This is a genomic window from Streptomyces sp. NPDC030143, from assembly GCF_055573695.1.
Genome location: NZ_JBVIAY010000027.1, coordinates 68,361 through 85,189 on the forward strand (window position 1 = coordinate 68,361; position 16,829 = coordinate 85,189).

The 16,829-nt window shown below is 71.0% G+C and carries 15 protein-coding genes; 11 read left to right on the top strand and 4 right to left on the bottom strand.

The window, feature by feature from the left end:
• Positions 1-185: 185 nt before the first annotated feature.
• The 8 genes from ACZ4YY_RS32385 (at position 186) to ACZ4YY_RS32420 (ending at position 8,145) form a co-directional block, all read left to right on the top strand.
• The gene (locus ACZ4YY_RS32385; protein ID WP_468298399.1) at positions 186-1,814 is read left to right on the top strand and encodes an MFS transporter; all 1,629 of its coding nucleotides are present in this window, start codon (positions 186-188) and stop codon (positions 1,812-1,814) included.
• A 110-nt stretch (positions 1,815-1,924) separates the two neighbouring features.
• Positions 1,925-2,443, top strand: coding sequence for a hypothetical protein (locus tag ACZ4YY_RS32390; protein WP_468298401.1), 519 nt, complete (start codon positions 1,925-1,927; stop codon positions 2,441-2,443).
• A gap of 124 nt (positions 2,444-2,567) precedes the next feature.
• Positions 2,568-2,771 (top strand): hypothetical protein, encoded by a 204-nt coding sequence (locus ACZ4YY_RS32395; RefSeq protein WP_468298403.1) that lies wholly within the window; start codon positions 2,568-2,570, stop codon positions 2,769-2,771.
• A 571-nt stretch (positions 2,772-3,342) separates the two neighbouring features.
• Complete coding sequence (locus ACZ4YY_RS32400; protein ID WP_468298405.1) at positions 3,343-4,008, top strand: HdeD family acid-resistance protein; 666 nt, start codon at positions 3,343-3,345, stop codon at positions 4,006-4,008.
• A gap of 145 nt (positions 4,009-4,153) precedes the next feature.
• Positions 4,154-5,512: a hypothetical protein gene (locus ACZ4YY_RS32405; RefSeq protein ID WP_468298407.1), complete on the top strand. Its 1,359-nt coding sequence runs from the start codon at positions 4,154-4,156 to the stop codon at positions 5,510-5,512.
• A 144-nt stretch (positions 5,513-5,656) separates the two neighbouring features.
• The gene (locus tag ACZ4YY_RS32410) at positions 5,657-6,124 is read left to right on the top strand and encodes an SHOCT domain-containing protein (RefSeq protein ID WP_468298409.1); all 468 of its coding nucleotides are present in this window, start codon (positions 5,657-5,659) and stop codon (positions 6,122-6,124) included.
• 96 nt (positions 6,125-6,220) lie between these two features.
• The gene (locus tag ACZ4YY_RS32415) at positions 6,221-6,640 is read left to right on the top strand and encodes a DUF7144 family membrane protein (protein WP_468298410.1); all 420 of its coding nucleotides are present in this window, start codon (positions 6,221-6,223) and stop codon (positions 6,638-6,640) included.
• 257 nt (positions 6,641-6,897) lie between these two features.
• Entirely contained in the window at positions 6,898-8,145 is a 1,248-nt protein-coding gene (locus ACZ4YY_RS32420) for a diacylglycerol/lipid kinase family protein (RefSeq protein ID WP_468298412.1), read from the top strand.
• A 418-nt stretch (positions 8,146-8,563) separates the two neighbouring features.
• Here the strand turns inward: ACZ4YY_RS32420 and ACZ4YY_RS32425 are convergent, their stop codons facing one another.
• The gene (locus tag ACZ4YY_RS32425) at positions 8,564-9,094 is read right to left on the bottom strand and encodes a hypothetical protein (protein ID WP_468298414.1); all 531 of its coding nucleotides are present in this window, start codon (positions 9,092-9,094) and stop codon (positions 8,564-8,566) included.
• A 227-nt stretch (positions 9,095-9,321) separates the two neighbouring features.
• Here ACZ4YY_RS32425 and ACZ4YY_RS32430 point away from each other — a divergent pair, with 227 nt between their 5' ends.
• The 3 genes from ACZ4YY_RS32430 (at position 9,322) to ACZ4YY_RS32440 (ending at position 12,383) form a co-directional block, all read left to right on the top strand.
• Entirely contained in the window at positions 9,322-9,705 is a 384-nt protein-coding gene (locus ACZ4YY_RS32430) for a DUF6083 domain-containing protein (RefSeq protein ID WP_468298416.1), read from the top strand.
• Between the two features lie 78 nt (positions 9,706-9,783).
• Positions 9,784-10,515 (top strand): ferritin-like domain-containing protein, encoded by a 732-nt coding sequence (locus ACZ4YY_RS32435; RefSeq protein ID WP_468298418.1) that lies wholly within the window; start codon positions 9,784-9,786, stop codon positions 10,513-10,515.
• 212 nt (positions 10,516-10,727) lie between these two features.
• Entirely contained in the window at positions 10,728-12,383 is a 1,656-nt protein-coding gene (locus ACZ4YY_RS32440) for an SWIM zinc finger family protein (protein WP_468298420.1), read from the top strand.
• Between the two features lie 333 nt (positions 12,384-12,716).
• Here the strand turns inward: ACZ4YY_RS32440 and ACZ4YY_RS32445 are convergent, their stop codons facing one another.
• The 3 genes from ACZ4YY_RS32445 to ACZ4YY_RS32455 form a co-directional block, all read right to left on the bottom strand.
• On the bottom strand, positions 12,717-13,109 hold the full coding sequence (locus tag ACZ4YY_RS32445) for a hypothetical protein (RefSeq protein ID WP_468298422.1): 393 nt from the start codon (positions 13,107-13,109) through the stop codon (positions 12,717-12,719).
• A gap of 800 nt (positions 13,110-13,909) precedes the next feature.
• Positions 13,910-15,082: a hypothetical protein gene (locus ACZ4YY_RS32450; RefSeq protein ID WP_468298424.1), complete on the bottom strand. Its 1,173-nt coding sequence runs from the start codon at positions 15,080-15,082 to the stop codon at positions 13,910-13,912.
• Positions 15,083-16,096 (bottom strand): DNA-methyltransferase, encoded by a 1,014-nt coding sequence (locus ACZ4YY_RS32455; protein WP_468298426.1) that lies wholly within the window; start codon positions 16,094-16,096, stop codon positions 15,083-15,085.
• Between the last annotated feature and the right edge of the window lie 733 nt (positions 16,097-16,829).

Here is a 16,829-nt window from a genome sequence, read left to right on the forward strand (position 1 = left end):
GTGGTTGCGGTCGGCGTGCCTCGTCCCGCCGCGAGCCGCGGCTGTCGTGACCTCGCCTCGCCCGTGGCGGGTGAGGCGAGGAGCGCGTTCCCGGGATGCCATGGAACAGGCGGCAGGGTACGCACCGGCCGCTGCCCGGGCCGACGGCGCTCGGCATCCCGGGCCGACCGGGCGAGGTGGACACCGTGACCCACTGGCGGGCACTGATCGTCCTGGGCACAGCCCAGTTCCTGATGGTCCTCGACACCTCCGTCATGAACGTCTCCATCAGCCAGCTGGTAGACGACTTCGACACCGAGGTCACCGCCATCCAGGCCGTCATCACGCTGTACGCGCTGGTCATGGCGGCCTTCATGATCGTCGGAGGCAGATGCGGGGACATCCTCGGACGGCGGCGCATGTTCTTCCTGGGGCTGGTCGTCTACGCCACGGGGTCGGCCCTGACCGCTGTGGCTCCCACCCTGTGGGTCCTCGCGGTGGGCTGGTCGGTCGTCGAGGGACTCGGGGCCGCGATGGTGCTCCCCGCCATGGCGGCCCTCGTCGCGGAGAACTACCGCGGGCGGGACCGGGCCGTCGCCTACGGCGTCATCGGCGGACTGGCCGGTGCGGGCATCGCCGTCGGACCGCTGCTCGGCGGCTGGGTCACGACGTACCTCACCTGGCGGCTGGTCTTCGCCGGTGAGGTGGTCGTCGTCATGGCCGTCCTGTGCTTCCACCGCGTGATCGAGGCGTCTCCCCGGAGCGACCCGCGCCCCCGGCTGGACGGCGTCGGCGCCGCCCTCTCGGCGGGCGGGCTCGGGCTGGGCGTGCTCGGCGTGCTGCAGAGCGGCAGCTGGGGATGGGTCGAACCCCGCAACCCGCCCTTCACCGTCCTGGGCTTCGCCCCGACCCTGTTCGTCATCGGCGCCGGCGTGGCCGTACTCGCCCTCTTCGCGCGCTGGGAGCGGCGGCGCGACGCCCACGGCTCCGACCCCCTGGTGCACCTGTCCCTGCTGCGCAGACCCACACTGCGCTCGGGCCTGCTGTCGCTGCTCAGCCAGAACCTCATCCTCCTGGGCCTTTTCTTCACCATCCCGCTCTACCTCCAGGTGGTCCAGGGCTTCGACGCCTTCCAGACCGGTCTGCGGCTGCTCCCGGTGTCCGCCGCCATGCTCGTCGCCTCCACGGTCGGCTCCCGGCTGGGGCGGGCGGCGGGACCGCGCCTGATCGTCCGGTCAGCGCTCGGCATCCTCGCGGCGGCGATCGTGTGGCTGCTGGCCACCATCGACCCGGTCATCGACGACGCCCAGTTCGCCGGCGCCATGGCCCTGCTCGGCGTGGGCATGGGCCTGCTCGCCTCGCAGCTGGGCAACGTCGTCCAGTCCGCGGTGTCCGAGGAGGAGCGCAGCGAGGCCGGCGGACTGCAGTTCACGGCCCAGAACCTGGGCTCCGCGCTCGGCACCGCGCTCATCGGGTCACTGCTCATCGGCGCACTGGCCCACGCCTTCACCACTCAGGTGGACGACGATCCCCGGCTGTCGGAGGAGGCCCGCCGCCAGACCGGTGTGGCCCTGCAAGCCGGGATCACCTTCGTCCCCACCGAGCAGGCACGCTCGGCCGCCGAGCGCGCCGGGCTGCCCCCGTCCGAGGTCGACGCCCTGGTGGACTCCTACGCGTCGGCGCAACTGGACGGCCTGAAGGCGGCGATCCTCGCCACCGGCGGGATCACCCTCTCCGGCTTCCTGGTCACCCGGCATCTGCCGACCGGACGGGAGCGCGGGAAGCGGCCCGCCGACACCGACACCCCGGTCGACGCACCGGGGCGAGCGAGCTGAGCCGGCAGCCGAGCTGAGCCGGCAGCCGAGCCGAGCCGAGCCGAGCCGGGCCGGGCCGGGCCGGGAGAGGGAGACCGGGAGACGAGCCGAGCCGGAAGACGGAGGCCGCGATGGAGGAGACCGGGCAGAGCACGTTCCGGGCCCGCCGGGCAGACCGGCGCGCCCACGCGGACTACACCGGCGGCGTCTACGGCTCGATGCTCGCCGCCTCGGTGATCATCGGCGCCGGCAACCTCGGCTCGTTCCCGCGTACGGAGCTGGTCCTGCTGCTCGTGCTCACGGGGCTCGTGTTCTGGGTCGCCCACGTCCACGCCCAGTTGTTCGGGGCGCGCCTGGCCCACCGGACGCCGGACCGCCGGACCGTGCTGCGCGTGATGCGGGACGAGTGGCCGATCGTCAAGGCGGCCGTCCCGCCGGCCGCCGCCCTCGCCGTCAGTCCGCTGCTGGGCCTCGGGGTGGAGGGCTCCCTCTGGTTCGCGCTCGGCGTGGCCGTCGCCGGGCAGGTGGGCTGGTCGGTGGCCGCGGCACGGCGGGCCGGCGCCTCCCGGCGTCTGATGGCCGGCTCCGCGTCGGTCAACCTCCTGCTCGGACTGCTGATCATCACGTTCAAGATCGTGCTGACGCACTGACCGAGGTCGTCGGTCCCGTCGGCGGCGTATCACCTGTACCGGGTGAGGGCGGGCCGCCCGCCGAGGCGGACGATCGCAGGGAAGGCGCCGTCCGTCTGCCCCAGGCAGCCCGGGGGAGCAGCTCATGCGCTACGAGATCCGCGTCGACGGACAGCTGTCGGAGACGCTGTCCCAAGCATTTCCGGAGCTGGACCATGTGGTGATGTCCGGTCAGACCGTCCTGTTCGGATCCGTCGTCGACGAGGCACACCTGTACGGACTGCTGGCCCGCTGCCAGTCGCTGGGGCTGCGTGTCGTGGAGATGCGCCCGGTACCCGAGACACCGTGAGCACGGCCCGGTACCCGAGACACCGGCACCGTGAGCACGGCCGGTACCCGTGACACCGGCACCGTGAGCACGGCCGGTACCCGTGACACCGACACCGTGAGCACGGCCGGTACCCGAGACCCCACGAACACGGTCGTCATCGGAGACACCGTGAGCACGGCCCCGGCGACGCGGCACCCTGCGTCGACGGCGGCTCACGACCGAGCGACGGCACTCCTCACGGCCGTCACTCGTACCCGGGCCCCGGCCGTCACCCGTGCCCGGGCGGCCCCGGGGAGCCACCTCTGGTCCGGCTCGGGCCGCCCCCGCGCCCCGCAGGAAACCCGCGCCCCGGCCGGCAGCCGTACCCGCGCCCCGGCCGGCACCCGTACCCGCACGCCAGGCGGCACCCGTACCCGCCCCCGGTGCCCCGGAGGGGAGCAGTCACCCGGAGCAGTCACCCGCCGCGGGTGACCCGCGGCCCCGGCGGCACGCGCGACGCTGACCGGTGAGGCCCCGCACCATCCGGGGCCAGCGCGCACCATCCCGCCGACGGTTCGGAGCGACCCGCTCGACCACGTGAGGAGGAGCCATGACCATGTCGCGTGGTCCGGCACCGCCCACCGGACCGGAACCCGTCCCCGGCGGGGCGGCCCGCGGCCTCGCGGGCGACGACCCGGGAAGGCTGCTGGCGGCCCTCGGGCGCTCGTGGACGTGGATCCTCGGTTCGGCGGTCGCCACGCTCGTACCCGGCGTCCTGATCCTCGCGTGGCCGGACGGGACCCTGCACGTGCTGGCCGTCCTCATCGGCCTGTACCTGCTGGTGAACGGCGTGTTCCGGTTCGTCTCGTCCTTCGGCCGGGAGGAGCACGGCGAACGCTTCGGCGGGCTTCTGCTCGCCGTCCTGTACGTCCTGGCCGGGGTGCTGTGCCTGCGGAACCCACTCCAGACCGTCGCCGCGCTCTCCCTGATCGTCGGCGTCGTCTGGCTGGTGTCCGGCGTGGTGACCCTGCACACGGCTCTAGCCGCCCCCGACCTGCCCCACCGCGGCTTCGTCATCGCCGTCGCGGTGCTCGGCATCGTCGCGGGGATCGTCGTGCTGGCCCTGCCGGCCGAGTCGGCCCGCGCGCTGACCCGGCTGCTGGGCCTGTGGCTGGTCCTCCTCGGCCTGTTCGAGACGGCGGTCGCCTTCGCGTGGCGGGCCGCACTGCGCGGAGCATCCACCCCGGCACCGCGCGGACCGGCCGGAACGGCCTGAGCCCCCAACCGGCACGGGCCGGAGGGACGACGAGGACCGGCCGGCCGGTGACGGGGCCCGGCCGGAGAGCCGCCGTGCCGGCCCGGCCCGGCGGGGTGCCGGCCGCGCGCCCACCAGAGCGGCACAACACCACCGAGGAGCCCCGATGGCCCCGCACAGCGCCTCCGGACCGTCCCCCTCCGACGGCACCCCGGATCCCCGGAGTCACCTGACGGCCGCGGAAGTCGCGGAGTACGAGCGCCTGCGCGGGGCCGCGCGGGTGCGCCACCGGCGACTGCGCCAGGCGGGCGCCGCCGTCCTCCTGCTGCTGGCCCTCCTTCTCGCCCCCCTGGCCGTCGTCGCGGCCTGGGTGGACGACGAGGTCTCCGACACCGACCGGTACGTGCAAACCGTCGCGCCGCTGGCGTCGGATCCGGCCGTCCAGGACGTCGTGATCACCCGGCTGACCGACCGCGTGGTGGACCAGGTGGACGTCGAAGCGGTGACGGCCGCGCTCGCCAAGGCCCTCCGGGACGCCGGGGCGCCACCGCGCGTCGTGGAGGGAGCCGAGGCACTCGACGGGCCCCTGCGCTCCGCGGTCAGGTCGGCAGTGGACCGCGTCGTCACCCGAGTGGTCACCGGCGACGTCTTCGAGGAGGTGTGGGAGGGCGCCAACCGGCGCGCCCACGCCGCCGTGGTGAACATGCTCACCGGAGAACGGGAGGGCGCCGTGCGCGCCACCGGCGACACCGTTCAGCTGGACCTCGGAGCGGTGGTCGACGAGGTGCGTCAGCGTCTCGTCGACGCGGGCTTCGACAAGGCCTCCGCCATCCCGGACACCGACCGGACCGTCACGCTGTTCGAGACCGACAAACTCGGCACGGCACAGGACACGATGCGGCTGCTGGACGTCGTCGGCACCTGGCTGCCCGTGCTGACCGTCGTCCTCGCGGCCCTCGCCGTGTGGACCGCTCCCGCACACCGCGTGATGCTCCTGACGACCGCCGTCGGCGTCGGCGTGATGATGGTGCTGCTGCTCGTCGCGCTGGCCGTCCTGCGACGCGTCTACCTGGACGCGGTCCCGCCGTCGACCCTGCCCACCGACGCCGCCGCCGCGATCTACGACACCTTCGTCCGCTTCCTGCGGGACAGCACCCGCACCCTGCTCGTGGTGGCCGTCGTCACCGCACTGGCCGCCTACCTGTACGGTCCCGGACGCGCGGCCCGCGGCGTGCGGGCGCTCGTGCGCCACGGCACCACCGCCGCCGGACGGCAACTGCACCGCGCCGGCGTGCACACCGGCTCCACGGGACGCTGGCTGGACGACCACCGGCCGTGGACCACCGGCGTCGTCATCGCGGCGGGCGTCCTGACCCTGGTGCTCTGGAACCACCCCACGGTCGGCGCGGTGGCGCTCGTCCTCGGCGTCGTCCTCGGAACGCTCGTCGTCGTCGGGGTGCTGGCCGCCGCGGCGGGACGCGAGCCGGCCCCGGCAGCAGGCGACCCCGGGCGACCGGCCCCGTGAGCCGTCGCCCATCGGACCTGTGAACGGTGGCCGAGGGGCGGAGAGGCTCACCCGTCGCGGGTGAGGCCGACCCCCGGGTGCCGCGGGCACGCTGAGAACGGCACGCAACGCCTGCCGGGCGCCCGCCCGGGACGGAGGAGAGACATGAGCGCGCAGACGTACCTCGCGTACGACTTTCCGCTGTTGAGCGCATTCTGGACCATGCTGATCTTCTTCTTGTGGATCATGTGGTTCGTCCTGCTCTTCCGGATCGTCGTCGACATCCTCCGTGACGACTCCATGAACGGCTGGGCCAAGGCCGGCTGGCTGGTCTTCGTCATCGTCCTGCCCTTCCTGGGCGTGTTCGTCTACGTCATCGCCCGCGGCAAGAACATGGGCCGCCGGGAGGTCGCGCAGGCACGCGCCCAGCAGGAGGCGTTCGAGGAGTACGTCCGGGACACCGCCAGGGGCGGCGAAGGACGGGCCGGCAGCGTCGACGATCTCGCCAGGCTGTCCGAGATCCGCGCCCGCGGCGACATCACGGACGAGGAGTTCCGCAGGGCGAAGGAACTGGTCCTCACCGGGGCGGGCGCCGCCGGGCACACGACCCGCTCCACCCCCGCCGGGCGCTGACCACCGCCCGACGACCACCACGACCCCGACGACCCTGACGACCCCGAAGACCCCGACGACACCCTCACCGGACGAGACCGAGAAGAGGCAGCAAGGATGGCCACCACACACCCCACACGCGCACACTCGGCCAGGCAGGAGTGGGCCGGCGGCCTGACGGTCTTCGCGGCCGTCATGCTCACCATCGCCGGAATACTCGACATCATGCGAGGCATCGCGGCGATCGCCGAGGACGACGTCTTCCTCACGACCCGGAACTACACGTTCGAGTTCGACCTCACCGCCTGGGGCTGGATCCACCTGGCCCTCGGCGCGCTGGCCGTGGTCGTCGGCCTGGGGCTGTTCCAGGCGTCGACCTGGGCACGCGTCGCCGGCGTGGGCATCGCCGCCCTCATCATCATCGCCAACTTCGTCTCCCTGCCGTACTACCCGGTCTGGTCGGTCGTGATGATCGCCATCTCGGGGTTCATCATCTGGGCCCTGTGCGTGGTGAAGAGGGACGACTTCTCCACCTAGCCCAGGGCTCCCGCACGCGACACGCATCCGTGCGCGACCCGCGAGGGAGAGGGCCTGTGAACCGACGCAGAGCGCCTGAGACCCGGCCGACGGGAGGCCACCCCACGCCGGCCCCTCCCCCGGGAGACCGACAGCCCACCGGCTCTCCGTCGGGAAACCCCCCGTCGGAAGGCCCCCCGCCGGGAAACCCGCCCGCGCCCGCCGGTGGCGGGCGTCCCGGCTGGGCGCGTCTGGCGCTGCTCGTCCTGCTGGCGAGCGTGCTGGTGCCGCTCGTCACCGCGGGTCTGCGCAGCCTCCTGTGGGTACCGGCCGGCGTCGCCGCACTGGCCCTCGCGGCCGTCGGGGTGTGGTGGACGCTGGCCCACACCGGCGTGACGCGCGCGGCGGGCGTGGCCCTGTCCGTGCTCGCGCCGCTCACGGTCCTGGCCCTGTACGCCGCCTCCGGCATGCTGGGGACGGCCCTCGCCTCCCTCGTCCTGTGGGCGCTGGCCGTGAGTGCGGCCCGGATCGCCACGGCCCCCGCGCACGTCACCTCCGCACCCTGGCCGCAGGAGACCACCGCCGCGGCACCGCGCCACCCGTGGATCCTCATGAACCCGCGCTCCGGCGGCGGCAAGGTGGACCGCTTCCACCTGGCGGACAGGGCCCGGGCGGCGGGCGCCGACGTCGTACTGCTCGGAGCCGGGAAGCAGGACGTGGCCCGGCTGGCCCGGCAGGCCGTGGCCGGCGGAGCCGACCTGCTGGGCGTGGCGGGCGGTGACGGCACCCAGGCCCTGGTGGCGGAGGTGGCGGCCGGGCACGACCTGCCGTTCGTCGTCGTTCCCGCCGGCACCCGCAACCACTTCGCCCTCGACCTGGGCCTCGACCGCGACGACCCGGCGGCGGCCCTGGACGCCCTGACCGACGGCGTCGAACTCCGCGTCGACCTCGGATTCGCCGCCGACCGGGTGTTCGTCAACAACGCCTCGTTCGGCACCTACGCGGCCGTCGTCAGCGACCCCGCCTACCGCGACGACAAGGTGCGCACGGTCCTGCAGACGCTGCCCACCCTCCTCACCGGCACCGACGCGCCCAGACTGCGGGTGCGCTCCGACGGTGTGCGGGCCGAGGGCCTCCAGGCGCTGCTCGTCAGCAACAACCCCTACCTGCGGGCCGTCGACTCGCCCCACCCCGGACGCCGGGAGCGGCTGGACTCGGGCCGGCTGGGCGTCCTGGGCGTGCAGGTCGAGAACACCGCGCAGGCGGCGCGGATGGTGCGCGGCGCCCGCTCCCCGAACCTGACCCGGTTCACCGCGCGGGAGATCGTCGTCGAGGCGGACGCGGACACCGTCCCGGCCGGCATCGACGGGGAACACGTCCTGCTCCGGGCCCCCGTCGTCTGCCGCATCGCACCGGGAGCACTGCGCGTCCGCGTCCCCCGCCACCGCCCCGGCACCCCGACGGTCCGACCGTCCACCGACTGGCCCCGCACCTTCCGCCTCGCGCTGCCCCACCGCGACCGGTAGCGGCGCGGGACGCGGTCGCCCCCAGTGACGCACCGGCCCGCATTATTCAAACAGGAGGTCGAATGCGACCGCCCGGCTCGCTCGACCTGGCCTCTCCCACCCCGTCGGCGACGCCCGTCCCGAGGCGGCCGCTCCTGGTACTGCGCCCCCGCCGCGCGCGGGCGGCGGCGAGCCCTCCGGCCCGCGACGGACGGCACGGGCCGACTCCGCCGCGCTCACCCGCCCGTACCCTCGCGCGGCCCCGCGACCGGCGTCCGCGCCTCCCGCGACCGGCGTCCGCGCCTCCCCCCATCGCCGTCCGCGCCTCCCGCGATCGGCGTCCGCGCCTCCCGCGACCGGCGTCCGCGCCTCCCGCGATCGGCGTCCCCGCCTCCCGCGACCGGCGTCCGCGCCTCCCGCGGTGCTCGTCGCCGCCCTCCTAGTCCGTGCGGTCCGCGGCGACGGTGCCACCCAGACCGGCCAGGCGCAGCGCCAGGTTCCGCGGCGAGTCGATCAGCTTGTGGCGTCCCTTGGTGGACTCCAACGCGGCCACGACGGGACTCGACAGGAACGCGATCAGCTCGTCCACCTCCTGCCGGGACGGGCGGGGGGTGAACTCCTTCCGCAAGGCGTAGATGATGTTCTCGACGCTGATGTATCCGTCGTCGACGGGGTCCTCGTCCACGGCTTCCTGGAAGGCCAGGTCGATGATCCTGCGCATCAGCAGGGAGCGCCGCTCCAGCGCCTGGTACCGCTCCGCCAGGTCGTCGCTGAACGTGTCGACGCGGGAGAAGGCGTCACGCAGCTCGGTGAGGGGCATCGGGTTGCGCGAGTGGCGGTCGAGCAGCAGGGCGCCGACCGGGAAGACCCCGACCGGCCGGGGGGCGAATCCGCCGAACGCGCCGACGGCAACCGTGCGGGCTTGGCGGTCCCGCCGGGCCACGACGCCTGCTGCCGCGTCGACCGGCACGAGACCGCCACCCCCAACACGGACGGGGCCGCGCCACACCGCCACTGTCGCCGTCCGGAAGGGCCGCCCCGACGACGCCGTCGTCGTCTCTCGGCCGAGACGCCCCGGTCAGCGGTGACCGGTTGCGCCTGCCGTGTCGTCCTGCGTTCCCCGGTGCACGACCACCCCGTACGTTCCGTCCGGTTCGCGCCCTACGCACGAGCCGCGGAGATGCCGACCCTCGCCCTATGGGGGCTTCGGAGAGGAAGCCGCGCCGGCTGAGCGGCGGACAGCCGCGCTGCCCGTACTGCGGCCTGCCACAAGATCGGGTCTCGACGCTCGAGCACGACTGGGTCCTGCTGGAACCGGACATGGCGCCACTGGCGCACACGGTGCCGGCCGAGCACCGGTGGATCGAGTTGTCCGACGGGCGGGTGACCGTCTACGGCGTCTGTCCGCCGGACCCGTTCCAGCGGTGCCGTATCGAGCACCGTCTGGCCTGCCCGGCCCAGCCGCTGCCGGACCTGTGGCCATGGCTGACGTCCCTGCGGGGAGAGAACGCACGGCAGGGGGAACGACAGAACAGCCCGGAGCCGCCTCCACCCCCCGCCCGATGGCCGGACGCCGGCTGACCGGGGGAACGGTTCGGCACCGGCAGGCGTCGTCTCTCCGGGGGGCACCGTGGCCGTGTCCCGGAGAGAGGGGACCGGGTGGGTACGAGCGGCTTCGCCAAGTGGACAAGGCGGTTCGAGGAGGAGCACGAGCGCAGACGCGCCCAGGGCGACCCGGACTGGGGGCGAGGGGCGACGCTGCATCCGGCGGTGTGGGCCGGCATCCAGCGCTTCCAGGTCGGCGAGGACGGTGACGGTGCCAACCTCGTCGGCAAAGCGGACCAGGCCGGCGACGACGACTACGCACAGGCGGTGAGGCTCTTCGTCGCCGAGGAACAGAACCACGCCCGCCTGCTCGCCCGGCTGTTGACCGCCGGGGGCATACCCACGCTGGCCGGCCACTGGAGCGACACGGTCTTCGTGCGGCTGCGGCGCCTGATGGGCCTGCGCATGGAACTGCTGGTGCTCATGATCGCGGAAGTGGTGGCACTGCGTTACTACCGCGCTCTGCGCGACGGCACGGACGACGCGCTCACCTCGGACGTCGCGGGGCGCATCCTGTCCGACGAGCAGCGCCACGTCCCGTTCCACTGCGAGCGACTGCACGCCTCCCTGGCGGAACTGCCCCGAGCCGTGCGCCGCCCGGTGATGTTCCTGTGGCGACTTCTCCTGCTCGCGGCCTGCCTCGTCGTCGCCGCCGACCACGGACCGGCACTGCGCCGACTGGCCGTCGGACGCCGCCGCTTCGTGCTCGACGTCATGGCCTCGTCCGGCGCGGTCGTGACCGCGGTGCTGTCACCCCGTCCGGACGCATGGACGAGCACGGGCTGACAACGGAACAGCCCTCTTCGGCCACGCTTCGTGAGAGGACAGATCGCAAGCCGGCCGACGAATCGCCGGCCCGGCGAGGCGGAGGGGCGGTGCGATGCGCGGGAAGCGGTCCCTCATGGGGCTGTACGCCGCGCTGACCGCTGGCTCCGGTCGACCGGCGGCCGTTACGTTGAGGCCCGTTGAAACGGAGCCGGGTCGGACGACGGAGAGCCGTGGACGGACTTACCGAGGCGAAGCTGAAGACGCTGGCCGGGACGCGTTCGTTCGAGCGCGGGCTCGGATACGTCGACGCGGTGTCCGGCGTCGAGGTCGGTGACGACTGGATCAGGGCGTCGGTGCACGGCACGGAGCGCTACGAGGTGGAACTCGTCCTGGGCGGGCGGAGGGGACTGGTGGGGGAGTGCGACTGCCCGTACGGCCAGGAGGGCAACTTCTGCAAGCATCTGGTGGCCCTCGGCCTGACGGTGATCGCTCTGCCGGAGCGGCGGAAGACGGCCCGTGAGCGTGCGCGGGGCCTCGACGCCTGGCTGTCCGGCCTGTCGGCGGCCGAACTGCTCACCCTCGTACGGGACGAGATCGCCGAGGACCGGAACGTGCGGCGTCGTCTGGAGTTGCGGGCCGCGAGCGCCCGGGGGGACGTGGCGGGGGTCCGCTCCCGCATCCGCGAGCTGCTCGACATCGGTCCTTTCGCCCAGTACGGCTACGTCGAGTACGCCGACGCTCGCGCCTACGCGGAACGGGCCGGGCAGGCGGTGTCCGCGATCAGGTCGCTGACCGGCTCGGACCGGGCCGCCGGCGCGATGGCGCTGGCGCGGGAGGCGATCGGGCTGCTGGCCGCGGTGGTGGAGAACGTCGACGACTCCGACGGCTGCCTCGGGCGGATCGGCGCCGACCTCGCCGACGCCCATCACGACGCCTGTCGCGCCGCGCGCCCCGACCCGGAGGACCTCGCGCACTGGCTGGTCACCCACGCGCTCGACGACGCGGCCGACCTGACCGATATCGACCCGCTCGACTACGAGGACCTACTCGGAGAACAGGGCATGAGCGCGCTGCGCCGACACGCGGTCGAAGCATGGAAAGGCAACCGCACGGGCTGGGCGGAGAAGGATCTGATGCAGCGCCTGGCGAAGGCGGGACGGGACATCGACGCGGTGATCGCCGTGCACGCCGCCGACCTCGCGCCGAACGGCCACACCCACCTGGTCATCGCCCGCGAACTGGACACCGCCGGCCGCCCCGGCGAGGCCCTGGAATGGGCCGAGCGCGGCATCCGGGACACCGAGGACCTCGCCGCCGTCGACACCGCCCTCGTCGACCACCTCTCCGACCGCTACGCACAGGCCGGCCGGCTCTCCGACGCCGTCACCCTGCGCCGCGACCACTTCGCCGCCCGCCGCACCCTGCTCACCTACCGTCAGCTCCGCGCCGCCGCCCAGGCCGCCGCCCGCTGGCCGGCCGAGCGGGAGAACGCCCTCTCCCTGCTGCGTGCCGACGCCGAACAGCAGGGGCACCACGGCGGCCGGACCCTCGTCGACGCCCTGCTCGACGACAAGGACACCGCCGCGGCCTGGCAGGCGGCCACGGAGTTCGGCGCCGACGACGGCCAGTGGCTCACTCTCGCCGACCAGTCCCGCGCCACCCGCCCCGCCGACGCGCTCGCGGTCTACCGGCGCCTGACCGAGCCCCTCACCCGCCAGGCAGGCAACGGCGTCTACGAGCAGCTCGTCAGCCTGCTGCTGAGCATGCGTGACTGCCATCGCCGCATGGACACGCCGGACGACTTCACCGTGTACGTCACCGCCCTGCGCACCGCCCAGAAGCGCAAGCGGAATCTGATGCGGCTGATGGACGCACATGGACTGTGACCACGCGACCCCCTCAGGGCGTCACCGTTCCCTCCACTCCTTCCGTCCGCTGTCGAGCGCGTACGGCGAAGCCGTCCGCCGGACGATGGCCGTCGGCCCCTGAAGGCGCAACGGCCGGCGGGTGTCCTTCTCTCCGGCAGGGGTGTTCCGCGCATGTCCCGTGAGGTCCCGACTCGCACGGTCGGACGCACGGCTCTCGCACACCTGGCGCCATGAAGGTCCCCGTTCATGGGCGGCAGGTCCTGGGAGCGGCTTCCGCCTCCCGTCTCGTCCGAACGGCCGTGAACGGGCTGAACGAGACGGAAACGGAAACGGAGACGGCCCGGCGTGCCCCTACGGGCACGACAGGTCGTGGGGCAGGTCGCAGACGTCGTCGCGCATGTGCAGCCTGCGGAGATCCTGGACCAGTGCGACGGGGTAGGGATGCATTGCCCACCTGGCGAGATAGCCGGCCTCGTCGTGCTCCTCGAGCACAGTGCGGGCCGCAGTCAGAACAGCGTGAGCGAAGGTGGGACGCGGATGGGTCGACCGCCACACCACCGTGCCGTCGGAGTCCGGAACGCCAGGGCTGACGGCGATGTCGGGGAACTCGTAAATGGTCACGTCGACCGCGTCCCCCGCTGTGCGGAGCACCCAGCGAAGCTCACGAGGCTCGGCGTCGAAGAAGAACCGGGCCGAACGCTGCTGCCCATACAGCTCGCTTGTGCCCGCTACGAGGTCCGCCAACGCGTCAGTGCAGTAACTGGCGGTCACCGATGCCGCCTGACAGCCGTCAGCCAGCTGGCACCGTGCCCAACCGTGGCCTACCAGTTCCCACGTCAACTGAAGGACACCCTCTGACCCTCGATCGACCGCCACCGGCCCACACTACCGGCAACGGTCGGTGAGCTTGGCAATCTAAGGTGATTTCGGACTGTCTACTGGCCTGACCTGCGGCGAAGACCACTGCCGCCTCCCCGGCGCTCCCCTCGGCCCCCCGCACAACCTGGCAGGGTGGGCGGCGCCAGCGCAGAGAAATCCGAGCCCGTACGCGAAGTGCCTCGACCGCCGTCAGGACGCCGCCGACCGCCGGTTCGCCCCCCGTTTCGGCGAGGACGACGCCCAGACGGGCGAGCCCGGCTGACGGGCCCTGATCCCGCCCCACGCACCAGCTTGGCAACACGTCCTGGGGCACAGTCCAGGGGCACCGCCGTTTCCCGACCTGACCTGCGGATTCCTGCCCTCCGGCCAGTCCACGCACATAGTCCACAGCACTCGACATACGCCCGCTCCGACCGGCACACGCCTGCACATACGCGAAGACCCCGTCCTCAGCAAAAGCGCTGATGGCGGGGTCTTGGGCACCTGAACCAAGGTGCCCCCGGCAGGATTCGAACCTGCGCACACGGCTCCGGAGGCCCCTTCGAGTCCTAGGTAAGACCCAAGTCAGAGGCCCGATCGCGTCGATTCGCGAGTTTCTCGTCCACACATAGTCCACGGGCTCGGCGTCCTGTAGTCGCGTCCAGGTGCTGTGGTGCAGGCCGCGATCACAGCATCGTCTGGCCTGGCACAACGCCCGTGGTGCCACGAGTGCGAACCTTCGGCTTGGGTCGCAGTTCAGGGAGGTACTTGGAGAGTCGCAGCGTTATGGAGTCACGCAGACGGTCAACGGATCCGCCCGCTTCTAGGGCCGCTTCAGGAGCGACGTCCAGCGTGTAGTGGCTGAGAGCGGCTGCATCGGTACCAATGACACGCCAAAGCGCCAGAGGGTTGGGCGTCTTAGTTGCGGACAGTTCTGTATCGAACACATAAATCCAGGCCGGCGGGTTCTCCACCGGTTCGTCATCTTCTCGCATGAGACGCCAGGTGCCGTCGGGGTGCGAGACCAGCTCAGGACGCCCGAGATGCCGCTGCCAACTTTCCCAAACTGCACGAGGGATGGCCAAAATACAGCCTGCCGATGCATCATGTGCGCCGACCTGGAACTTGAACATCATCTGATAAAAGGTGCGTTTGAATGCATTAGCGATATTAGGGCCTTCAACGCCCTCGGAGAGCCACTGGGGATGTGACTCTACGCTTTTACCAAACTCACCCTTATGCATGTGCCGGGCACTGGTGAGGTTCGCCACGGCCCTTGAGTAAGTTCCATGGAAATCCATGGTTTGGATCTCAAAGACGCCGTACCGCCCGACAGTGATCGCCCCGGTAGAGTCCGGCAGTAGTTCGATCATGGTCGAGTCGAACGAAAACTCGGGCGATCGATCGGTGGGGCTGATCGAAATTTCACCGCCCAGCTTGTTCTGGAAGTAGACGATTGTGGGCTTACCTGCCGCAACGCGCTTGCGTACATCATCCGCGGCCTCTTTGCCCTCGAGGACAGGAACGGCCACTATCTGCACATCGTCACCCGGGGCGTGCCCGAAGAGCCGGTGGGCGGCGTCATCGAGCATGGAAATATCCAACGCGCGGTAAGGGCACGCAAGCCAGTCCTGGCGTTCCCCGTTGCTTGTACTGCTGATCGTGCAGACGCCCTTTGAGTTAGGCTTCTTGATGCAAAGGGATTTCTTGCCGGTGACGTGCGTGAGGAACGGACACCGCTCGGCCTCTTGGTCTGCGAGGCTATGCGTAGTTTCTGCGACGACGGGATAGACCCTGTGTCCGAACCATTCCGCGATGAAGTTATTGGGCTGCTTCTTCGCAGCGCTCCCCCCAGACACCTACGCTCCCATCTCCTCGTTGTCGTCACCGTCGAGCGCGAAAGCGAGTTGCTCTAGCGCCTTGGTGGCGTTCTTCGAAGCCGCTGCATGAAAGGGCTCATGCAGCTCAAACCCGATTGCCTTACGGCCGGAGGCGGCTGCCACGGCAAGTGAACGCCCGGTGCCACAAAAGGGGTCCAGTACGGTTCCCCCGGGAGGACACGAGCTTAGAATTCGCGGCCGAATCAAATCTGCCGGGAAGGTAGCTGAGTGGCCGTCAGAACCCGAGCGAGCGGCGGTCTTGACTACGTCACGCGCGCCTTGCTCCACTTCCTCCATGTTGTAGTAGTACTTAGCACGGCCCTCCTTTGGGCGTTTTACGAAGTGGAAAAAGTGTTCATGCGCAAGCCGCAGTCTGTCTTTCTCCGGACGGGGAGGCACGTTGGGCTTGTGCCAAATCAAATCGTTGCGAAGAATCCATCGGCGATCTTGCATGGCGATGGCGAAACGAGCCGGGACGAGGAGAAGCTGCTTCTCCTGCCGGTAGCCGCCCATTGGCGTGCGCCTCCGCGAGCGTGGGTTGTCACCGAGGCCCTGCCGACCGTCGTGTCGGATGCTTGACCAACGGGCGAAGTAGGTATCCCCAATATTGATCCACATACTCCCGCTGGGTTTGAGGGCGCCCGCGCCTCGTTGGAAAATCTCTACGAGGTGTCCGATATACCACTCGGGCAGTGGCTCAAGGCCGAGTACACCGCCGTGCTTGCGGTACCACTCATAGGGAGGTACATCGGTCTGCATTCTGCTCGCATCCTCGGCGAGCCACTCCTTCAAGATTTCCTCGTTGTGTTCCTGCCCGTAGCTGCGTAGCCCCCAGTAGGGCGGAGAGGTGATCAACAGATCGATGGACTCCGCTGGAAGATCAGCCATGAGGTCATACGCGTCTCCGCACTGGACCTTGATCCGGTCGTCGTCGGCCACAAGCCCGTCGGGCCTGGGATCTGCCTGAGTCTTCTCTTCCACCTGTGCAACCACGGAGTGCAGCCTAGAGGGTTCCTCGGACAATCAGGCACGAGACGGCGTTGCTTGCTGTGTCTCCTGCTTCATGTGTACTTAGAGTGATCAAGCAGCGTGCGACTTGTTACCAGCCGATCGCCGCCACGCAGGAGGTCGGCCTCAAGGACAACGCCTGTCATCGGGTCCCATGTGGTGACGCTGGCGAGGTGCGGGTGATCCCTAGTAGCACCCTCAAGACCCTCGCATGTGGCACGGCTGTGGTACGCCGACCATCGCGACGACGATGCTTGAGCCCTTAGCTTGGGAAGCTTGGGGTCTTTGGCGGCGGTCGCTGCGCTGACCTGCGGTGGAGTCATATGGAGTCCTGGTCACACTCTGGGAACATCGCCGCCATTCTCCGTGGTTTTCCGCAGAATCTGCCACGCGAATAGCACGGCCCATGGTCTAAAACGTCCCTTGGCGGAGCCGGACCCCGGAGTGTCTGAGCCGCAGCCGACGCCAGTCAGCCACGATGGCGGGTGCGCCGACCGATCATGCACGCGTGTGCCTCGCTGCACCCCCACCGGCTTCAGCCACGCTGCCATGTCGTCGACCAGAGCAAGCTACGCCGACGGGAGCCTGGCGGTGAGACCTTGGGCGAGGACCTCTTCGTCCTCAAGCAACTTGGGTACGCCCTCGACCTCGGGGCCGTGCGGCTCTCACGTGCTGCGATGGTCCGCAGGTGTGCGCGGTTGTCCGCCGCTGTCCGTCG